12 protein-coding genes are annotated in these 16280 nt (G+C 62.2%); 5 read left to right on the forward strand and 7 right to left on the reverse strand.

Going from position 1 to position 16280, the window contains the following annotated elements; genetic code table 11:
• Nucleotides 1-168 precede the first annotated feature (168 nt).
• Both ACQKI2_RS17365 and ACQKI2_RS17370 read left to right on the forward strand, forming a co-directional pair.
• Entirely contained in the window at nt 169-789 is a 621-nt protein-coding gene (locus ACQKI2_RS17365) for a hypothetical protein (RefSeq protein WP_427380883.1), read from the forward strand.
• Nucleotides 790-921: 132 nt separating this feature from the next.
• Nucleotides 922-2940 carry an alpha/beta hydrolase family protein gene (locus ACQKI2_RS17370; protein WP_427380884.1) on the forward strand — a complete coding sequence of 673 codons (2019 nt, stop codon included), beginning with the start codon at nt 922-924 and terminating at the stop codon, nt 2938-2940.
• 111 nt (nt 2941-3051) lie between these two features.
• On the opposite strand, the gene ACQKI2_RS17375 is transcribed toward ACQKI2_RS17370, so the two are convergent.
• The 7 genes from ACQKI2_RS17375 to ACQKI2_RS17405 all read right to left on the reverse strand — a co-directional run bounded on the left by ACQKI2_RS17375 (nt 3052) and on the right by ACQKI2_RS17405 (nt 12949).
• Nucleotides 3052-3840: a hypothetical protein gene (locus tag ACQKI2_RS17375; RefSeq protein WP_427380885.1), complete on the reverse strand. Its 789-nt coding sequence runs from the start codon at nt 3838-3840 to the stop codon at nt 3052-3054.
• A gap of 85 nt (nt 3841-3925) precedes the next feature.
• The gene (locus tag ACQKI2_RS17380) at nt 3926-6901 is read right to left on the reverse strand and encodes a TonB-dependent receptor domain-containing protein (protein WP_427380886.1); all 2976 of its coding nucleotides are present in this window, start codon (nt 6899-6901) and stop codon (nt 3926-3928) included.
• Between the two features lie 377 nt (nt 6902-7278).
• On the reverse strand, nt 7279-8676 hold the full coding sequence (locus ACQKI2_RS17385) for a putative 2OG-Fe(II) oxygenase (protein ID WP_427380887.1): 1398 nt from the start codon (nt 8674-8676) through the stop codon (nt 7279-7281).
• Between the two features lie 76 nt (nt 8677-8752).
• Nucleotides 8753-10372, reverse strand: coding sequence for a peptide ABC transporter substrate-binding protein (locus ACQKI2_RS17390; RefSeq protein WP_427380888.1), 1620 nt, complete (start codon nt 10370-10372; stop codon nt 8753-8755).
• A gap of 185 nt (nt 10373-10557) precedes the next feature.
• Nucleotides 10558-11454: an MBL fold metallo-hydrolase gene (locus tag ACQKI2_RS17395; protein WP_427380889.1), complete on the reverse strand. Its 897-nt coding sequence runs from the start codon at nt 11452-11454 to the stop codon at nt 10558-10560.
• A gap of 32 nt (nt 11455-11486) precedes the next feature.
• Nucleotides 11487-12425 carry a hypothetical protein gene (locus tag ACQKI2_RS17400; RefSeq protein WP_427380890.1) on the reverse strand — a complete coding sequence of 313 codons (939 nt, stop codon included), beginning with the start codon at nt 12423-12425 and terminating at the stop codon, nt 11487-11489.
• A 113-nt stretch (nt 12426-12538) separates the two neighbouring features.
• The gene (locus ACQKI2_RS17405; RefSeq protein ID WP_427380891.1) at nt 12539-12949 is read right to left on the reverse strand and encodes a TIGR01244 family sulfur transferase; all 411 of its coding nucleotides are present in this window, start codon (nt 12947-12949) and stop codon (nt 12539-12541) included.
• 134 nt (nt 12950-13083) lie between these two features.
• Between ACQKI2_RS17405 and ACQKI2_RS17410 the strand changes: the two genes are divergently transcribed.
• Genes ACQKI2_RS17410 through ACQKI2_RS17420 form a run of 3 tightly spaced genes read left to right on the forward strand, consistent with a single transcriptional unit; the run spans nt 13084 to nt 15743 of the window.
• Entirely contained in the window at nt 13084-14055 is a 972-nt protein-coding gene (locus ACQKI2_RS17410) for an ABC transporter permease (RefSeq protein ID WP_427380892.1), read from the forward strand.
• Nucleotides 14055-14966, forward strand: a complete 912-nt coding sequence (locus ACQKI2_RS17415; protein WP_427380893.1) for an ABC transporter permease — start codon at nt 14055-14057, stop codon at nt 14964-14966. Before ACQKI2_RS17410 ends, ACQKI2_RS17415 begins: the two co-directional genes overlap by 1 nt.
• A gap of 12 nt (nt 14967-14978) precedes the next feature.
• Nucleotides 14979-15743 (forward strand): alpha/beta fold hydrolase, encoded by a 765-nt coding sequence (locus ACQKI2_RS17420; RefSeq protein ID WP_427380894.1) that lies wholly within the window; start codon nt 14979-14981, stop codon nt 15741-15743.
• Nucleotides 15744-16280: the final 537 nt, after the last annotated feature.

A 16280-nucleotide genomic window follows, 5' to 3' on the forward strand; every position in this document is an offset into this window, starting at 1 on the left:
CACTCAGCATAAATTTGAGTGTTGGGTCCGACTCCCCGGACCTTAACTGTGAGTAATGAAGTCAAGAATTTGACAGTCAACCACAGTGTCGCAAAACCTTCGACAAATTCCGCGAGTGTGACTATTTGGCTTCAGGTTTATGCGAATCTCCACCCGGAATTACGCAAAATGCGAATTCAATGGGTGCGCCAGCCCCAGCTAGCGGGCATGATCGTGCCAGAATTATTGGATATGGAGCGAAATATCGTGGTCCTCAAAACAGCTTTCAGCGCCGCCGCTTGTCTCTCAGCCACGCTTTCGTGTGTCGCGGTGGCACAGGCGCGCCCCTCCCACCCGATCGATCCCATCTATGCCTGCCAGACCATTCCGGCCGATGCCGAACGGCTGGCCTGCTTCGATCAGGCGGTCGCAACTCTCAAGGCAAGGGAGACAGCCGGTGAAGTCCAGACTGTGGATGTAGCGGCCATCGAGACTATAGAAAAGGAAGCCTTCGGCTTTTCTCTGCCCAGCCTCCCTTCCCTCTTCCGTAGCAACGCAGGCGATCCCGCTCAGCGGGAATCGGTCTCCGAAATCACCGTCCCGGTAAAATCGGCGCGGGTCCAGGGCGTCACCGGCAAGGTCATTGTCGTGCTGGAAAATGGCCAGACCTGGGAACAGACCGACACGGTCAAGCCGAACGCCTTTGCGGTGAAGAAGGCCAAGGAAGCCACGATCCGGAAAGCCGCGCTGGGCAGCTATATGCTGAGCCTCGACGGCGCCAGCGGCTTCCGCGCCAAACGTATATCCTGACTTGGAGGACACGCGCCCCGGCATTAAGGTTTGGCAATCTCTGGCCTGACGCATCAGGACCGCGATCAATATTGTGCCGGACGGCCATTCCCCCGGCGCCGGCAGCACAAGAATTACAGGAGTGTGATCAACATGATAGGTTCCCTGCCCGTGCGCGGGTTGGTTCTGGCGCTTGCGGCCAGTCTTGCAGCCCCCGCAGCGCTGGCCAAACCGATCCCCATCGAGGATCTGGCCAGACTGCCGGCAATGTCTTCCGTATCGGTGTCTTCGGACGGAAAAACCATGGTGGCCCTGGTCGGCCCATCCACCGGCAATGATCAGGACCGCGCGGTTGTCGCCGCCTGGGATCTGACCGATCTCTCCAAACCGCCGGTTACCGTTGCCCCGGATGGGCGGGATTCGGAGTTCATGGTTGTCCAAGCGTTGAAGGACAGCGCTGTGCAGGTCTGGGTCCGTCAGCCCTTCACAGGTCAGCTTCAGGGCTGCGATGAAGGCAATGCTGTGGGGGGAACCCGCACCTGGAGCCGCAAAGCACTGTTGACCGATACAACTTTCAAGAAGTTCAGTGAGCCGTTTATCAATCTTGGCAGCACCCGTGCCCTAAGCAAAGCGCGGGAGGAGTGCATCCGCATGAGCGCGCGTGGGGCCGTTATGAGTGATCTGCCAATGGTTCCGGACAATATCTTCATTCAACGGATGAATTCTGACTTCGTTTTCGAGTTCGGTTTGCTGAACCTCAAGACTCAGGCGTTCCGGCAGACCTTCAAGAATTCCCGGGATTCCGATATGGGATATTTTGATCCGGCCGACGGCGAAGTCATGAGTTCATCCGGCCGTGACGAGAAACGAAACACTTTCGAAGATTATACCCAGCTAAAGGCAACCAAGGGGGGCGCGTTCGAGACACATGACGCCCTCACAGTGGATACCGTTAAGCGCCAGAGTTTGACGATTGCTCACCGTGACCGTGAGTCGGGGCTGTATTATGTGATCACCAACAAGTTCACAGACAAGCAGGCGATCTACACTTACGATCCTGTCAAACGCCAGCTGAGCACCGAGCCGGTCTTCCACAATCCGGATTTCGACGCGGTCAGCGTGGTGACGTCTTCCTCGCCACATGATTTCGGCAAGGTTCTTGGCTACGCCTTCTTGGCGGATATTGTACATTATGAATGGCTGGATGCAGATTACGGCAGCATCGTCCTTGGGCTCCAGCAGCAACTCGGTGCTGAAATAGTCGATATCCTTTACCGATCGGCAAATTATGATCTGATCGTCTTCAGCGCATCGGGCTCCAATATGCCGCCGCGGTACTATATTCTGCGGGACCGCTCGAGCCTTGAACTGTTGGGCGCCGAGCGTCCCTGGATCGATACGGATGATCTCAGCCAGACCAAGCTGGTCTACTATCAGGCACGCGATGGCCGCACTCTCCCCGCGCTCCTGACGCATCGCCAAGGGTGGAAAGAAGGCGATGCGCCAGGCAAAGCCATAGTCCTGCCGCATGGGGGCCCTTGGGCGCGCGACTATGGGGGCTGGGACAGCTCAAACTGGGTGCCCTTCCTGACATCACGCGGATTCACCGTTCTGCAGCCGCAGTATCGCGGCAGTGAAGGATGGGGACTGGACCTTTGGCTGGCCGGCGACGGAAAATTCGGCAACGAAGTCCAAGATGATAAGGATGACGGGGCCGCCTGGCTCGTTTCTCAAGGATATGCCGATGCGGATAAAATCGCGATGTTCGGGTACTCCTATGGCGGCTATGCAGCCATGGCTGCCGCCACACGCCCCAACAGCCCTTATCAGTGTGCAATCGCTGGAGCCGGTTACGGGGAAAATAACAAGATCAGATCAGGCATAGACCGCAGCCGCCTCGGCCGCCTAGTCTACGAGAAAGGCCTCTCCGGCCGGGATGTCATCAAGGATGTCGCCCAGGCGGAAATCCCGATCCTGATCTATCATGGCGACCGGGACGTGCGCGTGCCGGACACGTTCGGCAAGGCCTTCTACAACGCCATCCGCAAGCATACGAAGGCGAAATATCTGAACGTTCCGGACATGCCCCACAGCCTGCCCTGGACGCCGGATCAGCAACGCCTGACACTGACGGAAATCGAGAAGTTCCTGACCGAGGATTGCGGGCTCTAGCCCCTGTCCATTGCCGGACTAAAAATGGAAAGGCGCGCCGCAGGGCGCGCCTTTTTTCTTTGCGTCGTTGGGGACTCATGGGGCCGGTTGCAGCCCCCCTTCCCTGCGCGGTCAGGCGTAGCCCAGCAGCGCGCGCATGCCGGGCATGGCCACATCCACGAGGCGCTTCTGGATCTCCGGCAACTCGTCCGGAATCATGCTGTTGTCGACGCTCAGATTCTCCCGCGCCGTTGCGCTTTGCTCCCGGTCGCTGCCGATACGGATACGCGCCCGCCAGTCCGCCGGCATATCAATGCCGCAATCGTCCAGCAGGCCCCGGAAGAACACTTCTGCTTCCGGTGTGTCGAGGGTCTTCACAGCGCGGACGATATCCTCATACCGGTAAAGCTTGGCGCCCGTACCCATCCAGGCTGCGGCGTTGAATTGGAAGATGTCCACCATCGGCGGGGCTTTCCCGTGGATGCCGAAGATCATCATGTTCATCAGCGCTTCGGCAGAAACCCCCGGCCCCTTCAGATGGCTGAGATTGGCCTCGAAATTTTCCGACACGAAGAAGCGCGCCCGCGCCAGAACCCAGGTATAGGGATCGCGCACCAGCAGGACGTGCCGTGCGGCGCGGGTTGCGATGGCAGAATCGTCCGAAAACAGAAGATGCCCCCAGCTCAGCATCGGCTTGGCCGGGTTCAGCGCCGCGCCGGCATGCCCGCGCAGATTGGGGATCTGGAGGAAGGTTGCGTGATACTGCTGCTCCACCGGCACGAACATGCGCATGATATTGCGGATGAGGTGAGTTCCGGATTTGGGAACGGAGTTCAGGAAAACCGGATGCTGCAGGGGCTGCTGAGTAAACTCGGCATTCCGCTCGTTCAGATTGTCCATCTTCATGGTGATGCGCGGCATGGATCAAACCTTCCATTCACAGGGCCACATAAAAGAAAGCGGCGGGTGAAGCACCCGCCGCTTTCGGTTCTTTCCCGCGTGAAGTCTAGAACTTTTTGCTCATGTTCACGAAGAAGCGGCGGCCCAGCCAGTCATACTGCGAGTAGAACGCCGAGGTACCCACGGTGTTGTATTCGCCCAGACCCAGCGTGGTGACTGCCGGGGGATGCTCGTCGAAGATGTTGGCCACACCCACCCGCACGTCGATGTCGTAGGGCAGTTCCCGGCCGATCGATGCGTTGTGGTAGGTCGTCTGCTCGGTTTCCAGCTTGTAGACAACCGGCACACCGAAATAGGTGCCCGTATTGCCGCCATAGCTGGCAACGTTCGACGTCTCGCCGATGAAGTCCATGCCATAATAGGCCGACCACGGGCCGCGCTCGAAAGCGAAGGAGATTTCGCCCACCCACTCCGGACGGCCGGCTTCGCCGGAGAAGTCTTGCGGCACGCTGGTTGGCAGAGCCTGGAACTCGCTCTCCAGAGTGAAGGTGTGTTGGGTATCCACCGTCAGTGTACCAAAGCTGAAGTCACGGCTGTAGGTCGCCGCCACATCGATGCCTTTGACCGATTGCTTGGCAATGTTGATGAAGTTGTCGGTAACCGTTTCGATCAGATCGTTCTGCGTATTCCGTGTGAACAGGTCGCAGAGTGGATCGGTCCCAAAATTGTCCGAGTTATAGCAAGCCGAAACAATCCTTGCCGGGCCGAGTTGGTCGATCTGGCCATCGACCTCGATCTCGTAATAGTCAACCGACATACGCAGATCGGCGAAATTCGGTGCCCAGACGAGACCAACGTTTAAAGCATCCGACGTTTCAGCCTTCAGGGTACCCGTGGCGTTACCCGAAGAAATGATTGTCGCAGAGGAACCCGAACCCGAGTGGGTCGGGCTGACGCCGTCCAGAGCACAGTTGTCAGCCAAACGCTGCGAGATCGCACCGGTGTCCAAAGCAGCCCCCCAATTGATGCAGGGGTCGATGCTCCGTTGACCAAGGAAGCTGGTCTGGCCAGCCAGGAACAGCTCGAAGAGCGCTGGCGCGCGGAACGACGTGCCGTAGCTCGTACGTGCCCGGACGGTCGGCGTGATCTGCCAGCCGAGGCCTGCCTTGTAGGTCGTGTCGGACCCGTACACGTCCACATCCGTCAGACGTGCCGAGAGCGACAGGTCAACAGCTTCCGCCAGCGGAAGGTCCTTCACCACCGGGATCGAGACCTCGCCGAAGACCGCGCGGGTCATCTTGCGGCCGCGGGTGATGCCCGCGCTGGAAGAACCCCAGGTGTTTCCAGCCCGTGTTGCTTCACCTGGGATGTCGTTGATACGCTCATGGATGCGGCTGAAGCCGATACCACCGCGCACCTCGCCAGCCGGCAGCGTGAACAGCGGACCGTCGAGGAAGAGCTCGAGCTGAGACTGTTCGTAGATTGTCGATCCTTCGTCCACGCCGAACAAAAACGCCCTGTCTTCTGCCGAAATGTTGCCGGCCAGGAATTCCGGATTGTACCAGTCCGGCGTACGGCAAGCGACGCCGCGCACCGGGGTCACATCACCCGCGCCGCAAGGCGTGCCGACGAACCATGCATAGGGAGAAATCGCATCATCATAGATGATGTCGTTTTTGTACGAACCATCAGATTGCGAGAACTGAAAGAAGGCATCCCAGTTCCAGCCCGGCACCGCGAAGTCGCCTTTGGCACCGATGACGGCGTTGATGTAATCAACACTGATGAAATCGTCAGCATGGTCCGTAATTGCCGTGGGGCTCATGCCAATGAAGCTGAAAGCCGTCGGATCGGCTGTCCAGCCAGCGTTACCATAGGCAGGCGTGTTCGTGTACTCATAGCCGAAGTAATTGTACATGTAGTCGTACTGCCAGAACTGGCGGTAGCCGTTGACCTTCGTCTCGCGGCGGTTGACCAGCACTTCCCCATACATCGTCATGGAGTCAGTCAGCTCGTACTCGCCGCTCGCATAGAAGGTTATGCGCTCGACTTCCGGAACCATCGTCTCCTGGTCCTGGAACGGATGGTCGTAGTTGAGCAGCTGCTCCGACAGGAGGGCCGTCGGACCATAGAACGGATCCGGCGTCGCGCCAGGCAGGGTGAGTTCACCAAGACCAACCGGGTACCAACCTGCGGGCAGGTTCAGGCCAAACGAGTTTGGTCCCCAGGGAGCAAGTCCGTTGGCAGCCAGCGTACCATCATAATCATACTGCAGAAGCTGCGGACGGCCCTGCCACGGACGGCCGATAGCGCCTGTCGCAGTGTAATCATACATCCAGACATGGCCCCACAGGAGGTCCTGACATTTGTAGGTCCCGGTGGTGGGGTCGATCAGGTCGGCGCGCGAGCCGTCCTGATTGTAGATGTAGGGCTGGCCGCAGCTGAAATAGCTGCGATCGCCCTGTGCGAGTTCCTCTCGCTTGAAGTAGTCGAGCGAGACCAGCAGGTTGCCGCGATCGGTCACCTTGCCGCTCCAGGTGCCGCTGGCGCGCAGTTCTTCACCGCCGCCCTCTTCCGGGCCGCTGTAGAAGAAGTCCACTTCAGAGCCAGCGTCTTTCTTGGTGATGATGTTCACAACACCGGCCACGGCGTCAGAACCGTAGATCGATGAGGCACCATCTTTCAGGATCTCGATGTTCTCAACAGCCGACAGCGGAATGGCGTTAAGGTCGAACGCCGAAACACCGCCGCGCGTACCGGCCGGGCCTGCCCGGCGGCCGTTGATCAGAGTCAGTGTGCGGTTGGCGCCCAGGCCGCGCAGCGACACGGTTTCCGCACCGATACCGCCGTTCTCGACGAAGGCAGCGGACGTTGCCGCGGTCACCTGCGGCGCGCCAGCGGCAACCGTAGCCGTCTGGAGCAGTTTACCGACGTCAGAGATGCCTTTGAGGCTGGCCGAGTCGGCCGTGATGATGTCGAGCGGGGCAATGCTCGTATAGGGGTTGTTGAGGCGGGAACCGGTAACCCGGACAACGTCCTGACGCGCTTCGTCTTCAACAACTGGCGCCGGCGATGTCGTCACCGGTGCATCTTCTGCCTCCTCGGCCGTTTGGGCGGCCGCCGTGAAGACGAGGCTGGAGCACAGCGCCGTGATAGCGGCCGTGCGATAGAGAAAACTATTGTAATTGGTTCTGGCCATGTCCGCCATAACTCCCCGTTAAAACCAAAAAATGATCCGCTGACGCGCAAAACGCGCCTACGGTAACGCCCTGAACCGCAACATTGCAGTTCTGTTACAAAACAATCAATCCGGAAATTTATGCTGTGGGGGCATCATCTTCCCCCTGTGTGCTTTTTGAGCACCACGAATTAGCGCAAGATTTACCGCGTTTTGGCCGTTTCAGCGCAATAATTCGCAAAAGTCGCGAGATCGCCGCGAAATTCCTGTTCAGGAACTGTTCAGATTGGCACAAGGTCGAAGGCGATCGTCAGGCGCGGCTCCGTCCCCGTAAAAGCCTCGGTTCCATGCCACATATAGGACGGGAAAAGCGCCACCAGGCCCGGCTCCGGCCGCACCCAATGTTCCGCTTCCGGCCCGCCAGCAACGGGAATGCCGGGCCTGCCAAATCGCAGCCAGCCCTCCCGCCCTCCTGCATTCACGGCTGGCGGCAACTCAATGTAGCAGGCCGAGGACAGCCAGCCTTCCTGATGCACATGGTCGACATGATATCCGCCCGGCCGCAGCCAGACCGACCAGTTGCCGATCATCCCCACCCGGCCCGTATTCCGGCGGGTCAGAACATCGCTTCCCTGCCCTATCCGCTGCAGATGCCGGCTCAGCGGCCCCTGCAACGCCTCGAGAAAGGCGGCAATCGCCGGGGTCTGCAGCATCAGGACATGCGGGCGCTGGCTGCCATACCTCACAGAATGCCCGAACGGGTGGGTCCGGAAAGGGTGCGCCTGTTTCAGCTCCGCTGCCAGGTCCAGCACATAGGCGTTCAGGCTTGCCCAACCTTTAGGCACATCAAGATGGCCGACAGACACGAATCGTCCATAATCGTAGAGATCGCGGTAGCGGCGGTCGCCCAGCATCCGCCAGGCCGTCGCCTGCAGGGCAAGCGCATGCTGATTGCCGGGCTGCCGGCTGATCAGCTCCGCCGCCGCCGCTGAGGCGCCCTCCCCATCTCCCGCCGCAAGCCGCGCCCGGATCAAGGCTTCCAGGGCGCCGGAGTGGCCCTCCGCCTTGGCAAAGGCGCGCTCCGCCAGTTCAACCGCCATCTCCGGGCGGCCGAGGCGCGCTTCGATATCAGCGGCGAGCGCCAGTATTTCGGAAGGGCAGCCCGCCTGGCCAAGTGCCGGCTCCAGCGCGGCGCGGGCGGCGGCGGGCTCTTCCATGAACTCCAGGGCCTGCGCTTCAAGAAAGCGCAACATCACCGGCGCGCCGGGCCGGGCCGCGGCCGCCCGGATCTCCGCCAGGGCGGCCTCCCGGTCACCGGTCGACATCCACACCAGCTGCGCCATCTCGAACTGCGCGGGCAGCATGTCCGGCCGCCGCCGGATCACTTCGGCATAGCTTTTTCGGGCAGGCTCCAGCTTTCCCTGTCCCAGCTGCGCCCGCGCCAGCACCAGCCAGGTCTCCGGCGCATCCAGCCCCGTTTTCAGCGCGGCAGCGGCAATTGTCTCTGCCTCTGTATGCGCGGCCACATCCCCCAGCGCGCCGGCCAGATTGTGCAGCGCCACCCCGTTGCCCGGATAGAGCGAAACGGCGCGGCGGTAGGCGTTGATTGCCTCATCCATCCGCCCCGCCGCTTTCAGGCGCTGGGCTTCCTGAGTCAGGTTCGCAAGGGTTGGCTGCATGGCGGTCAGATCTCTCACCGGAAAAGCCCGGCTTGAAGCGGATGAGCGAGGGGGCCGCGAAGCCCCCTCCCCGGCATCAGCCGCCGTTCATCCCGTCGCGGCAGAGGAAGCGCGAGCGGTGGATGTCCTTGGCGTTGTCTTCCCAGCCGGTCAGGGCGGGGTCGACCAGGTTCTGCGTCACCTGCACCCACATCGGCGTGATCGGATACTCCTCCAGCATCACCGCCTCGGCCTTGGCGAAGATTTCCGCGCGCTTCTGCAGGTCCAGCTCCAGGTTCGACTGGGCCAGCAGCGCGTCATACTCGGCATTGGCATAGCGGCCATAGTTCTGCTGGCCGGTGGTCGACTGCAGCAGGTAGAGGAAGTTGATCGGATCATCGAAGTCGGCCAGCCAGGCGGCATCTGACACCTGGAAGTCGTTCTGACGCAGGCGGGCATAGAGCACCTTGGTATCCTGGCGCACGATCACCGGCTGCACCCAGTCGCCGATCTCGGCCCAGTTCTGCTGGGCCACCGGGGCAACCTTCGGATTGTCGCCGGTCGAGCGGTGGGTGAATTCGAAGCGCAGCGGGTTGGACGGGCCAAAGCCGGCTTCCTGCAGCAGGCGGCGCGCTTCTTCCAGGCGCTCGGCGCGCGGCATGCTCTCCCAGGAAACATGCGGGCGCGGCACATCATAATTGCTGATCTCCGGCGGCACGAAAGAATAGGCCGCCTGGAAGCCGGGCGTCATCACATTGCGCACCATGAATTCCCGGTCGAGCGCCATGGAGAGCGCCTTGCGCACGCGCACATCATTGAAGGGTGCCCGCTGCTGGTTGAAGGTCCAGTAGGTGGTCAAGAGGCCCGGCCCGGTGCGCACCCAGCCGGGAAACTTCGCCTCGATCTCGCTCTGGCGCGGACCGGAGAAAGCATTGTTGATGTCGAGTTCACCGGCCGAGATCTTGTTCTCATAGGCGGCTTCATTCTCGATCTCGAAATACACCACACGGTCAAAACAGGCCTCCGCCGCACCAAAGCCGGTCGGGTTCTTCTCCGCCACCAGCTGATCGCCCGTGCGCCAGTAGACCAGCTTATAGGGGCCGTTCACCACAATGTTCTGCGGCTGGATCCAGGCATCGCCATAGGTCTCCACCGCCTGACGCGGCACCGGGAAGGTCGTGTAATGAGAGAGCAGGCCCGGCAGGTAGGGCGCGGGATATTCCAGGGTGATCTCGAAGGTTTTCTCGTCGATCGCCCGCACGCCCATTTCCTCGGGCGGCAGGTCGCCATTGTTCACTTTCTCGGCATTCTTCACCAGCCACAGCATCGAGGCATATTGGGAAGCAACCGTCGGATCCTGGATGCGGCGGAAAGCGAACACAAAGTCCTCTGCCGTCACCGGCGTGCCGTCCGACCAGGTGTAATCGCCGAGCTTGAAGGTCCAGACGGTGCCCGTGTCATCGACCTCCCAGCTCTCCGCCATGCCGGGAACCGGCTTGCCGTCGGCGTCATCCGTGGTCAGGCCGATCATCATGTCGCCGATGATAATGTTCTCCCAGGCGGCGGAGGATTTGTGCGGATCCAGCGTGTCGACCTTGGCCGAAATACCCCGGCGCAGCGTCGGGACATCGCCGCCCGAACCGCCACCGCCACAGGCGGCCAGCGCCACCACCATGATCGCACTGGCCGCGCCAGCCAGCAGGGATTTCATTTTCATCGGCACCTCCTCAAACACCTGATCATCGACAATCTGTCGAACTTGTCAGGTTTGGTGCCAGACCCCGGCGGAAATGCAAAGTCCTACCGGCAGAGAACACGCAGCCTTGATTTGCGCTGCGCAGCTTTCCCGCATCAGCGTTATTCATGCCCTGCAGGCCGGTCAGGCGCGCAATTTACTGCTTTTCAGACAAGCTCGAAGCGAGACCGCGTGGTCGGGGCGCTGTCGGGCGTGATGACGGCGCCGCGGCGCACCAGATCAATCATATGGCCCAGCACGCTCAGCGCAGCGGCCGGATGCAGGCGCTTGTCCACCTCGGCATAGAGCACCGAGACAATATCCGGAATGCTGGTCTGCCCGGCCTTCATCTGGCCAAGGATCGCGGCCTCGCGCGCCCGGCGGTGGGCGGCATATTCACCGATGAACGTGTCCACGAACGCCTTGCCGCGAACGCCTTCGCCATGCGTCGGCCAGAGCGTTTCAAAGCCCCGTGCGCGGATCTTTTCCAGGCTCTCCATATAGGCGCCCATATCCCCATCGGGCGGGGAGACCACCGTGGTCGACCAGCCCATGATATGGTCGCCGGTGAAGCAGGCATTCTCTTCGCGCAGGGCAAAGCAGATATGGTTGGCCGTGTGGCCAGGGGTCTCGATCGTCTCCAGCGTCCAGCCAGGACCAGAGATGACATCGCCATCGGCCAGTTCCACATCGGGCACAAAGGCGGCCCCGCCCTCTCCGCCTTCATCGGCGGCGGTTTCGATGCCGCGATGTTTTGCGTAGGTCTTGCAACCGGCCCACTGCGCCAGCGGGCGGGCAAGCGGGGCGTGGTCGGAATGGCCATGCGTGACGAGCACATGCGTAACCGTCTCGCCTTCAAGGGCGGCTTTCAGCGCTTCGAAATGCTCGGCAAGATCCGGCCCCGGATCAATCACCGCCACGTCGCCCTGGCCGATGATGAACACACCGGTGCCGGTATAGGTGAACGGGCCGGGATTGTTCGCGATCACGCGGCGCACCAGCGGAGACACCTGATCCACACGTCCGTATTCGAACTTGATTTCACGGACGAAAGGAATGGGCATGTCTGCCTCCGGCAGAAAAGTCTGGGGTCGGATCAGCGCTTCCGGGGGGCAAACTTCTCGGCAAAGGCGCGGGCCATGCGGCGGGTCGCGCGCAGCTTGGCGCCCAGCTTCAGGGCCACGGGCGGCCCCATATCGGTCTTGTTCGCGTCCACGATGAAAATCTTGCCGCTCGCGCGGTCACGCAGCACGTCCACTCCGCCCCAATCGAGGCCGATCTCGGCGGCGAAACGTTCGATCATCTTGATCTCTTCCTGAGAGTAGCAGTTGCGCGGCTCGTCCAGCAGCACCTGCACATTCTCATTGAGGAAGCGGCGCTCCAGCGGGCGGCGCTTGCGGAACACGATCACCGGACTGCCGCCCACCAGGCAGCAGCGCAGGTCTTCCACCAGCCCGCCGGGAATCTCATTGTCGATCAGGCGCTGATACGTCTTGCCTTCCACCGGCGCGTCCAGCGGCCGTTCCAGGATACGGCCGTCATGGGCCGCATTCATTTCCGACTTCTCGACCATCCGGCCCGCAAAGGTCGTCGGGTTCACGGCCAGCGACTCGCCGCTGGCTTTCTCGAACGCGGCCGCCACGCGGGACTTGGAAATGTCGGTGCATCCAAAGTTCAGCACATGCGCGCCCGGTTTCACCGCGGGCACGTCATTGGCCGTCTCGGTGGAATCGTCGAACTGCATCACGATGTCGGCGGTAGAAATGTCGTCCACCAGCTTGGCGCCGGACACATGCATCACCGACCAGATGAAATACCAGGGGCGCGGCTTGTCGGGATAGAACGCCATGGTCGGGCGTTTATGGCCGGTGAGGAGGCGCCAGGTGCGCCAGTTCTGCACGAAGAAATAGAAGCAGAACCAGATAAAGATGCTGTGCGCCAGGGCCAGGTCGGGAACAATCCGGTGCCCCGTCTTCTTGACGAGGATGGCTCCCGCTTCGAGCTTGAAATCATCGGTCCAGAGGCGACCTGACATACGCTCTACTCCTGACACGCCTCTCGGGCGGATTCTCAACGGTGAGAGCCCTTGCACGGCTCACGCCCGGCATCAACACCCGGTTTGCGGCACAAGTGTGATCCTGCCTGCAATTACAGCAGTTCCCGCAGGCTGGAGAGATCATACCCCGCCCCGGCGGCGGCCTCAATGATATCCTCCCCGGCGCCCTGCCCGGAATGGACCAGCGCCCAGGCCGTGATGCAGCGTGTGCCCGTCCGGCAATAGGCCAGCACCGGCTGAGGCGCCTCGTTGAGGATCTGGGCCATCCGCTCCACGATTTCAGGCGTCGGCGCGCCGGAAAACGGCAGGGCCGCGAATGTCAGCCCCAGGGATTCGGCTTTCACGCGAATTGGGCCCATGCGCGGCTGGTCCACGCCGCCTTCCCCATCCGGGCGATTGGCGATGATCGTCTTGAAGCCGGCAGCGGCAATTTTTTCCACGTCCGCCTCGGAAATCTGCGGCGCAACGGCAAAGTCGGGAGTGACCCGGCGGATGTCAGCCATACTCTAAATTCTCCTGCTCCTGCAGCCATCGCTTGATCGGTCTGCCCGACAAGCTAAGGAGTGTTGGGGGCCCTGCCAAGCTGGCTGATGGCCTGAGCCTTATCAACCCACTGTGACAAGAGGCTTTTTTACTTGTGACAACGCTTCAGCGCGCCTTTGGACGTATCCCGTGGGGCTATACGCTCCGGCGCCTGCTGATCGCAATCCCTACGATGCTTGCGATCATCACGGTGGCTTTCCTCATGATGCGGGCCGCGCCCGGGGGTCCCTTCGATGGGGAGCGCCGGCTCCCGCCCGCCACCGAGGCGGCCATCGCCGCAAAATTCGGCCTCGATAAGCCGCTTTACGAGCAATATTTCAGCTATGTCGGCGGCGTGCTTCAGGGCGATTTCGGCCCCTCTTACAAAACCCTCGGCAAGAGTGTGAACGATCTCATCTCCGATGGCCTGCCCATCTCGATGACCATCGGCGCCCTCACCATGGTCTTCGCCCTGATCGTCGGCACCACGCTGGGCATCTTCGCGGGCCTCCGGCAGAACACGGCGGCCGATTACGGCGTCATGGGCTTTGCCATGTTCGGCATCTCCGTGCCCACCTTCGTCACCGGCCCGATCCTGATCCTGCTTCTTTCCCTCGGCGCGGGCATCTTCGCCGTCGGCGGCCTGGGCACATGGCCAAACATCGGCATGAGCTGGCATAACATGACCCTGCCGGTACTGACCCTCGCCCTCCCCCAGATCGCCATCATCTCGCGCCTGATGCGCGCCTCGATGATCGAGACGATGCGCGCCAACCATATCCGCACCGCCCGCGCCAAGGGCCTCGCCGAGCGCGACGTGATCGTGCGCCATGCCCTGCCCTCCGCGCTGCTGCCGCTCGTCTCCTATGCCGGCCCGGCCATGGCCGGTGTCATGACCGGCTCCGTGGTGATCGAGAAGATCTTCAGCCTGCCCGGCCTCGGCAGCTATTTCGTCGATGGCGCCCTCAACCGCGACTACACGCTCGTGATGGGCGCGATCATCGTCTACGCCGCCCTGATCATCGTGCTCAACCTCGTCGCAGACATCCTCTACGCGATGCTCGATCCGAAAGTGAAATACGACTGATGGCGCATATCGACCCCATGCTTGACCCGGCCGGCCGCGTCGAAGCCGTCAAGACCGCCATCGCCGGGGGCCGCTCCCTGTGGGATGATGCCCGCGCCCGCCTCCTGCGCAACCGCGCCGCTGTTGTCTCGATGTGGATCCTCGGCTTCCTCGTCCTCATCGCCGTCTTCGGCCCGATGGTCTGGGTCCACGACTACCGCACCATTTCAGACCTGCGCACCATCAACCCGACCTTCGAGAACTGGCACATCTTCGGCACAGACCTTCAGGGCCGCGATCTCTTCGCGCGCACCATGATCGGCCTGCGCATCTCGCTGCTCGTCGGCGTGGTGGCCACCGCCGTCTCCCTCGTCATCGGCGTCACCTGGGGCGCCACGGCAGGCTATCTCGGCGGCCGCATCGACAATCTGATGATGCGCTTCGTCGATGTGCTCTACGCCCTGCCCTTCATCTTCTTCGTCATCCTCCTGCTCACCGTGTTCGAGCGTAACATCGTGCTGATCTTTGCCGCCATCGGCGCCATCGAATGGCTGACGATGAGCCGTATCGTCCGGGGGCAGACGCTCGCCATCAAGGGCAAGGAGTTCATCGAGGCGGCCCGCGCCGCCGGTGTCTCGCGCCGCGGCATCATCTTCCGCCACATCCTGCCCAACGTCATCGGCCCGGTGGCCGTCTATGTCACGCTCACCATTCCCGTGGTGATTCTGGCAGAGAGCTTCCTCTCCTTCCTCGGCCTCGGCGTGAACGAGCCGCTGACCTCCCTCGGCGTGCTGATTTCCGACGGCGCCAGGATGATGGAAGACAAGCCCTGGATGCTGCTCATTCCGGCCGGCGTCATGTCGGTCGCCCTCCTTTGTCTGAACTTCATCGGCGATGGCCTGCGCGACGCGCTCGACCCCAAGGAACGCTGAGGCAAGCGGGCCATGCCTCAACCCGCCGCCCACAGCTTCGCCTCCTTCGATGGCACGGCCATCGGCTACCAGACCCTCGGTGAAGGCCGCCCCGTGCTGCTGCTGCACGGGTTCAGCGGCAATGCGGAGGTGAACTGGTTCGGCCCCGGCATCGCCCAGAAGATCGCGGCGGCCGGCTACCGCGTCATCGCGCCGGACCTGCGCGGCCATGGCGCCTCGCCGGTGGCAGATCCAGGCGCCCCCTGGCCGCGCGATGCCATCGCCCGCGACCAGATCGCACTGGCGAAACACCTCGGGCAAAAGCCCTATGGCGTGGTGGGCTATTCGATGGGCGCGCTCAGCGCCCTGCGCTATCATCTTCTCTCGCGCGATGGGGAACGCCTCATCCTCGGCGGCATCGGAGACGCGGCGGCCGATGAAGCCAACACCGATCGCAACACCGCCTTCCGCGCCGCGCTCGACGCCGCCATCGCCGGCGAAGACACGCCCGCCGCCAAAGCCATGAAGGCCCGCGCCAAGGCCACCGGCGGCACCCTCGAAGGCTTCCGCGCGGCCCTCGCCGCCCGCCTCTATACCGGCCGAGACCTGCTCGAAACCTTCACGATCCCCACCCTCATCCTCACCGGCGACCAGGATCTCGACAACGGCTCCGGCCCGACGCTCGCAGAGATCATTCCGGGGGCAGACTATGTGCAACTCAGCGGCACCCACCTCTCCGCCGTCGGCGACCCGGCCTTCCCCGAAGCCATCATCGCTTTTCTCAACGCGGGCCGCTAGGCCCATCACCTCCCACGCCCTCCGGACGCGGCCTGCTACGGGCGTTTGCAGGGCAAACGCTAATCCTCCGCAGCCTCTCCCGGGGGGAGAGGGGTTGGGACTTTACCTCAAGCGCACCGCAAAACCCCTCTCCCTCCGGGAGAGGAGGGGCCCATTGCACAGCAATGGGAGGTGAGGGCTGCAAGAGTGAGGATACGCGCGCCGCTATCCAACACGCCCCGCCCCCTCCGAGAAATCGCGCAGCGATTTGTACGTGCCTCTCACACACCCCCATGTCATCCCGGCCAAGGCCGCGCAGCGGCTGCAGAGCCGGGACCTTCTCTCCGCTCTTGCGCCATCCTCACCAAGGTCCCGGACCGGCCCTGCGGGCCGTCCGGAATGACATGCGCGAAGAAACCTTATCCACCCGGGTCCCCCACCCGCGCAAACTCCACGCATCCTTCCCACAGGAGCCGCGCCGGTACCGTTCGGTTTGGGGGGAGGTCGCCCCGGAGGATGGGGTGTGGTGGGAGTAACGGCCCATCGCATCTCTAGGGA

It is taken from the genome of Hyphomonas sp. NPDC076881 (assembly GCF_050269995.1).
Lineage (GTDB): Bacteria > Pseudomonadota > Alphaproteobacteria > Caulobacterales > Hyphomonadaceae > Hyphomonas.

Excerpts from the sequence above, each read along its gene's own strand:
- ACQKI2_RS17365 (WP_427380883.1), top strand. The coding sequence starts at position 169 with ATGCGAATTCAATGGGTGCGCCAGCCCCAGCTAGCGGGCATGATCGTG.
- ACQKI2_RS17370 (WP_427380884.1), top strand. The coding sequence starts at position 922 with ATGATAGGTTCCCTGCCCGTGCGCGGGTTGGTTCTGGCGCTTGCGGCC.
- ACQKI2_RS17375 (WP_427380885.1), bottom strand. The coding sequence starts at position 3,840 with ATGCCGCGCATCACCATGAAGATGGACAATCTGAACGAGCGGAATGCC.
- ACQKI2_RS17385 (WP_427380887.1), bottom strand. The coding sequence starts at position 8,676 with ATGCAGCCAACCCTTGCGAACCTGACTCAGGAAGCCCAGCGCCTGAAA.
- ACQKI2_RS17390 (WP_427380888.1), bottom strand. The coding sequence starts at position 10,372 with ATGAAAATGAAATCCCTGCTGGCTGGCGCGGCCAGTGCGATCATGGTG.
- ACQKI2_RS17395 (WP_427380889.1), bottom strand. The coding sequence starts at position 11,454 with ATGCCCATTCCTTTCGTCCGTGAAATCAAGTTCGAATACGGACGTGTG.
- ACQKI2_RS17400 (WP_427380890.1), bottom strand. The coding sequence starts at position 12,425 with ATGTCAGGTCGCCTCTGGACCGATGATTTCAAGCTCGAAGCGGGAGCC.
- ACQKI2_RS17405 (WP_427380891.1), bottom strand. The coding sequence starts at position 12,949 with ATGGCTGACATCCGCCGGGTCACTCCCGACTTTGCCGTTGCGCCGCAG.
- ACQKI2_RS17415 (WP_427380893.1), top strand. The coding sequence starts at position 14,055 with ATGGCGCATATCGACCCCATGCTTGACCCGGCCGGCCGCGTCGAAGCC.
- ACQKI2_RS17420 (WP_427380894.1), top strand. The coding sequence starts at position 14,979 with ATGCCTCAACCCGCCGCCCACAGCTTCGCCTCCTTCGATGGCACGGCC.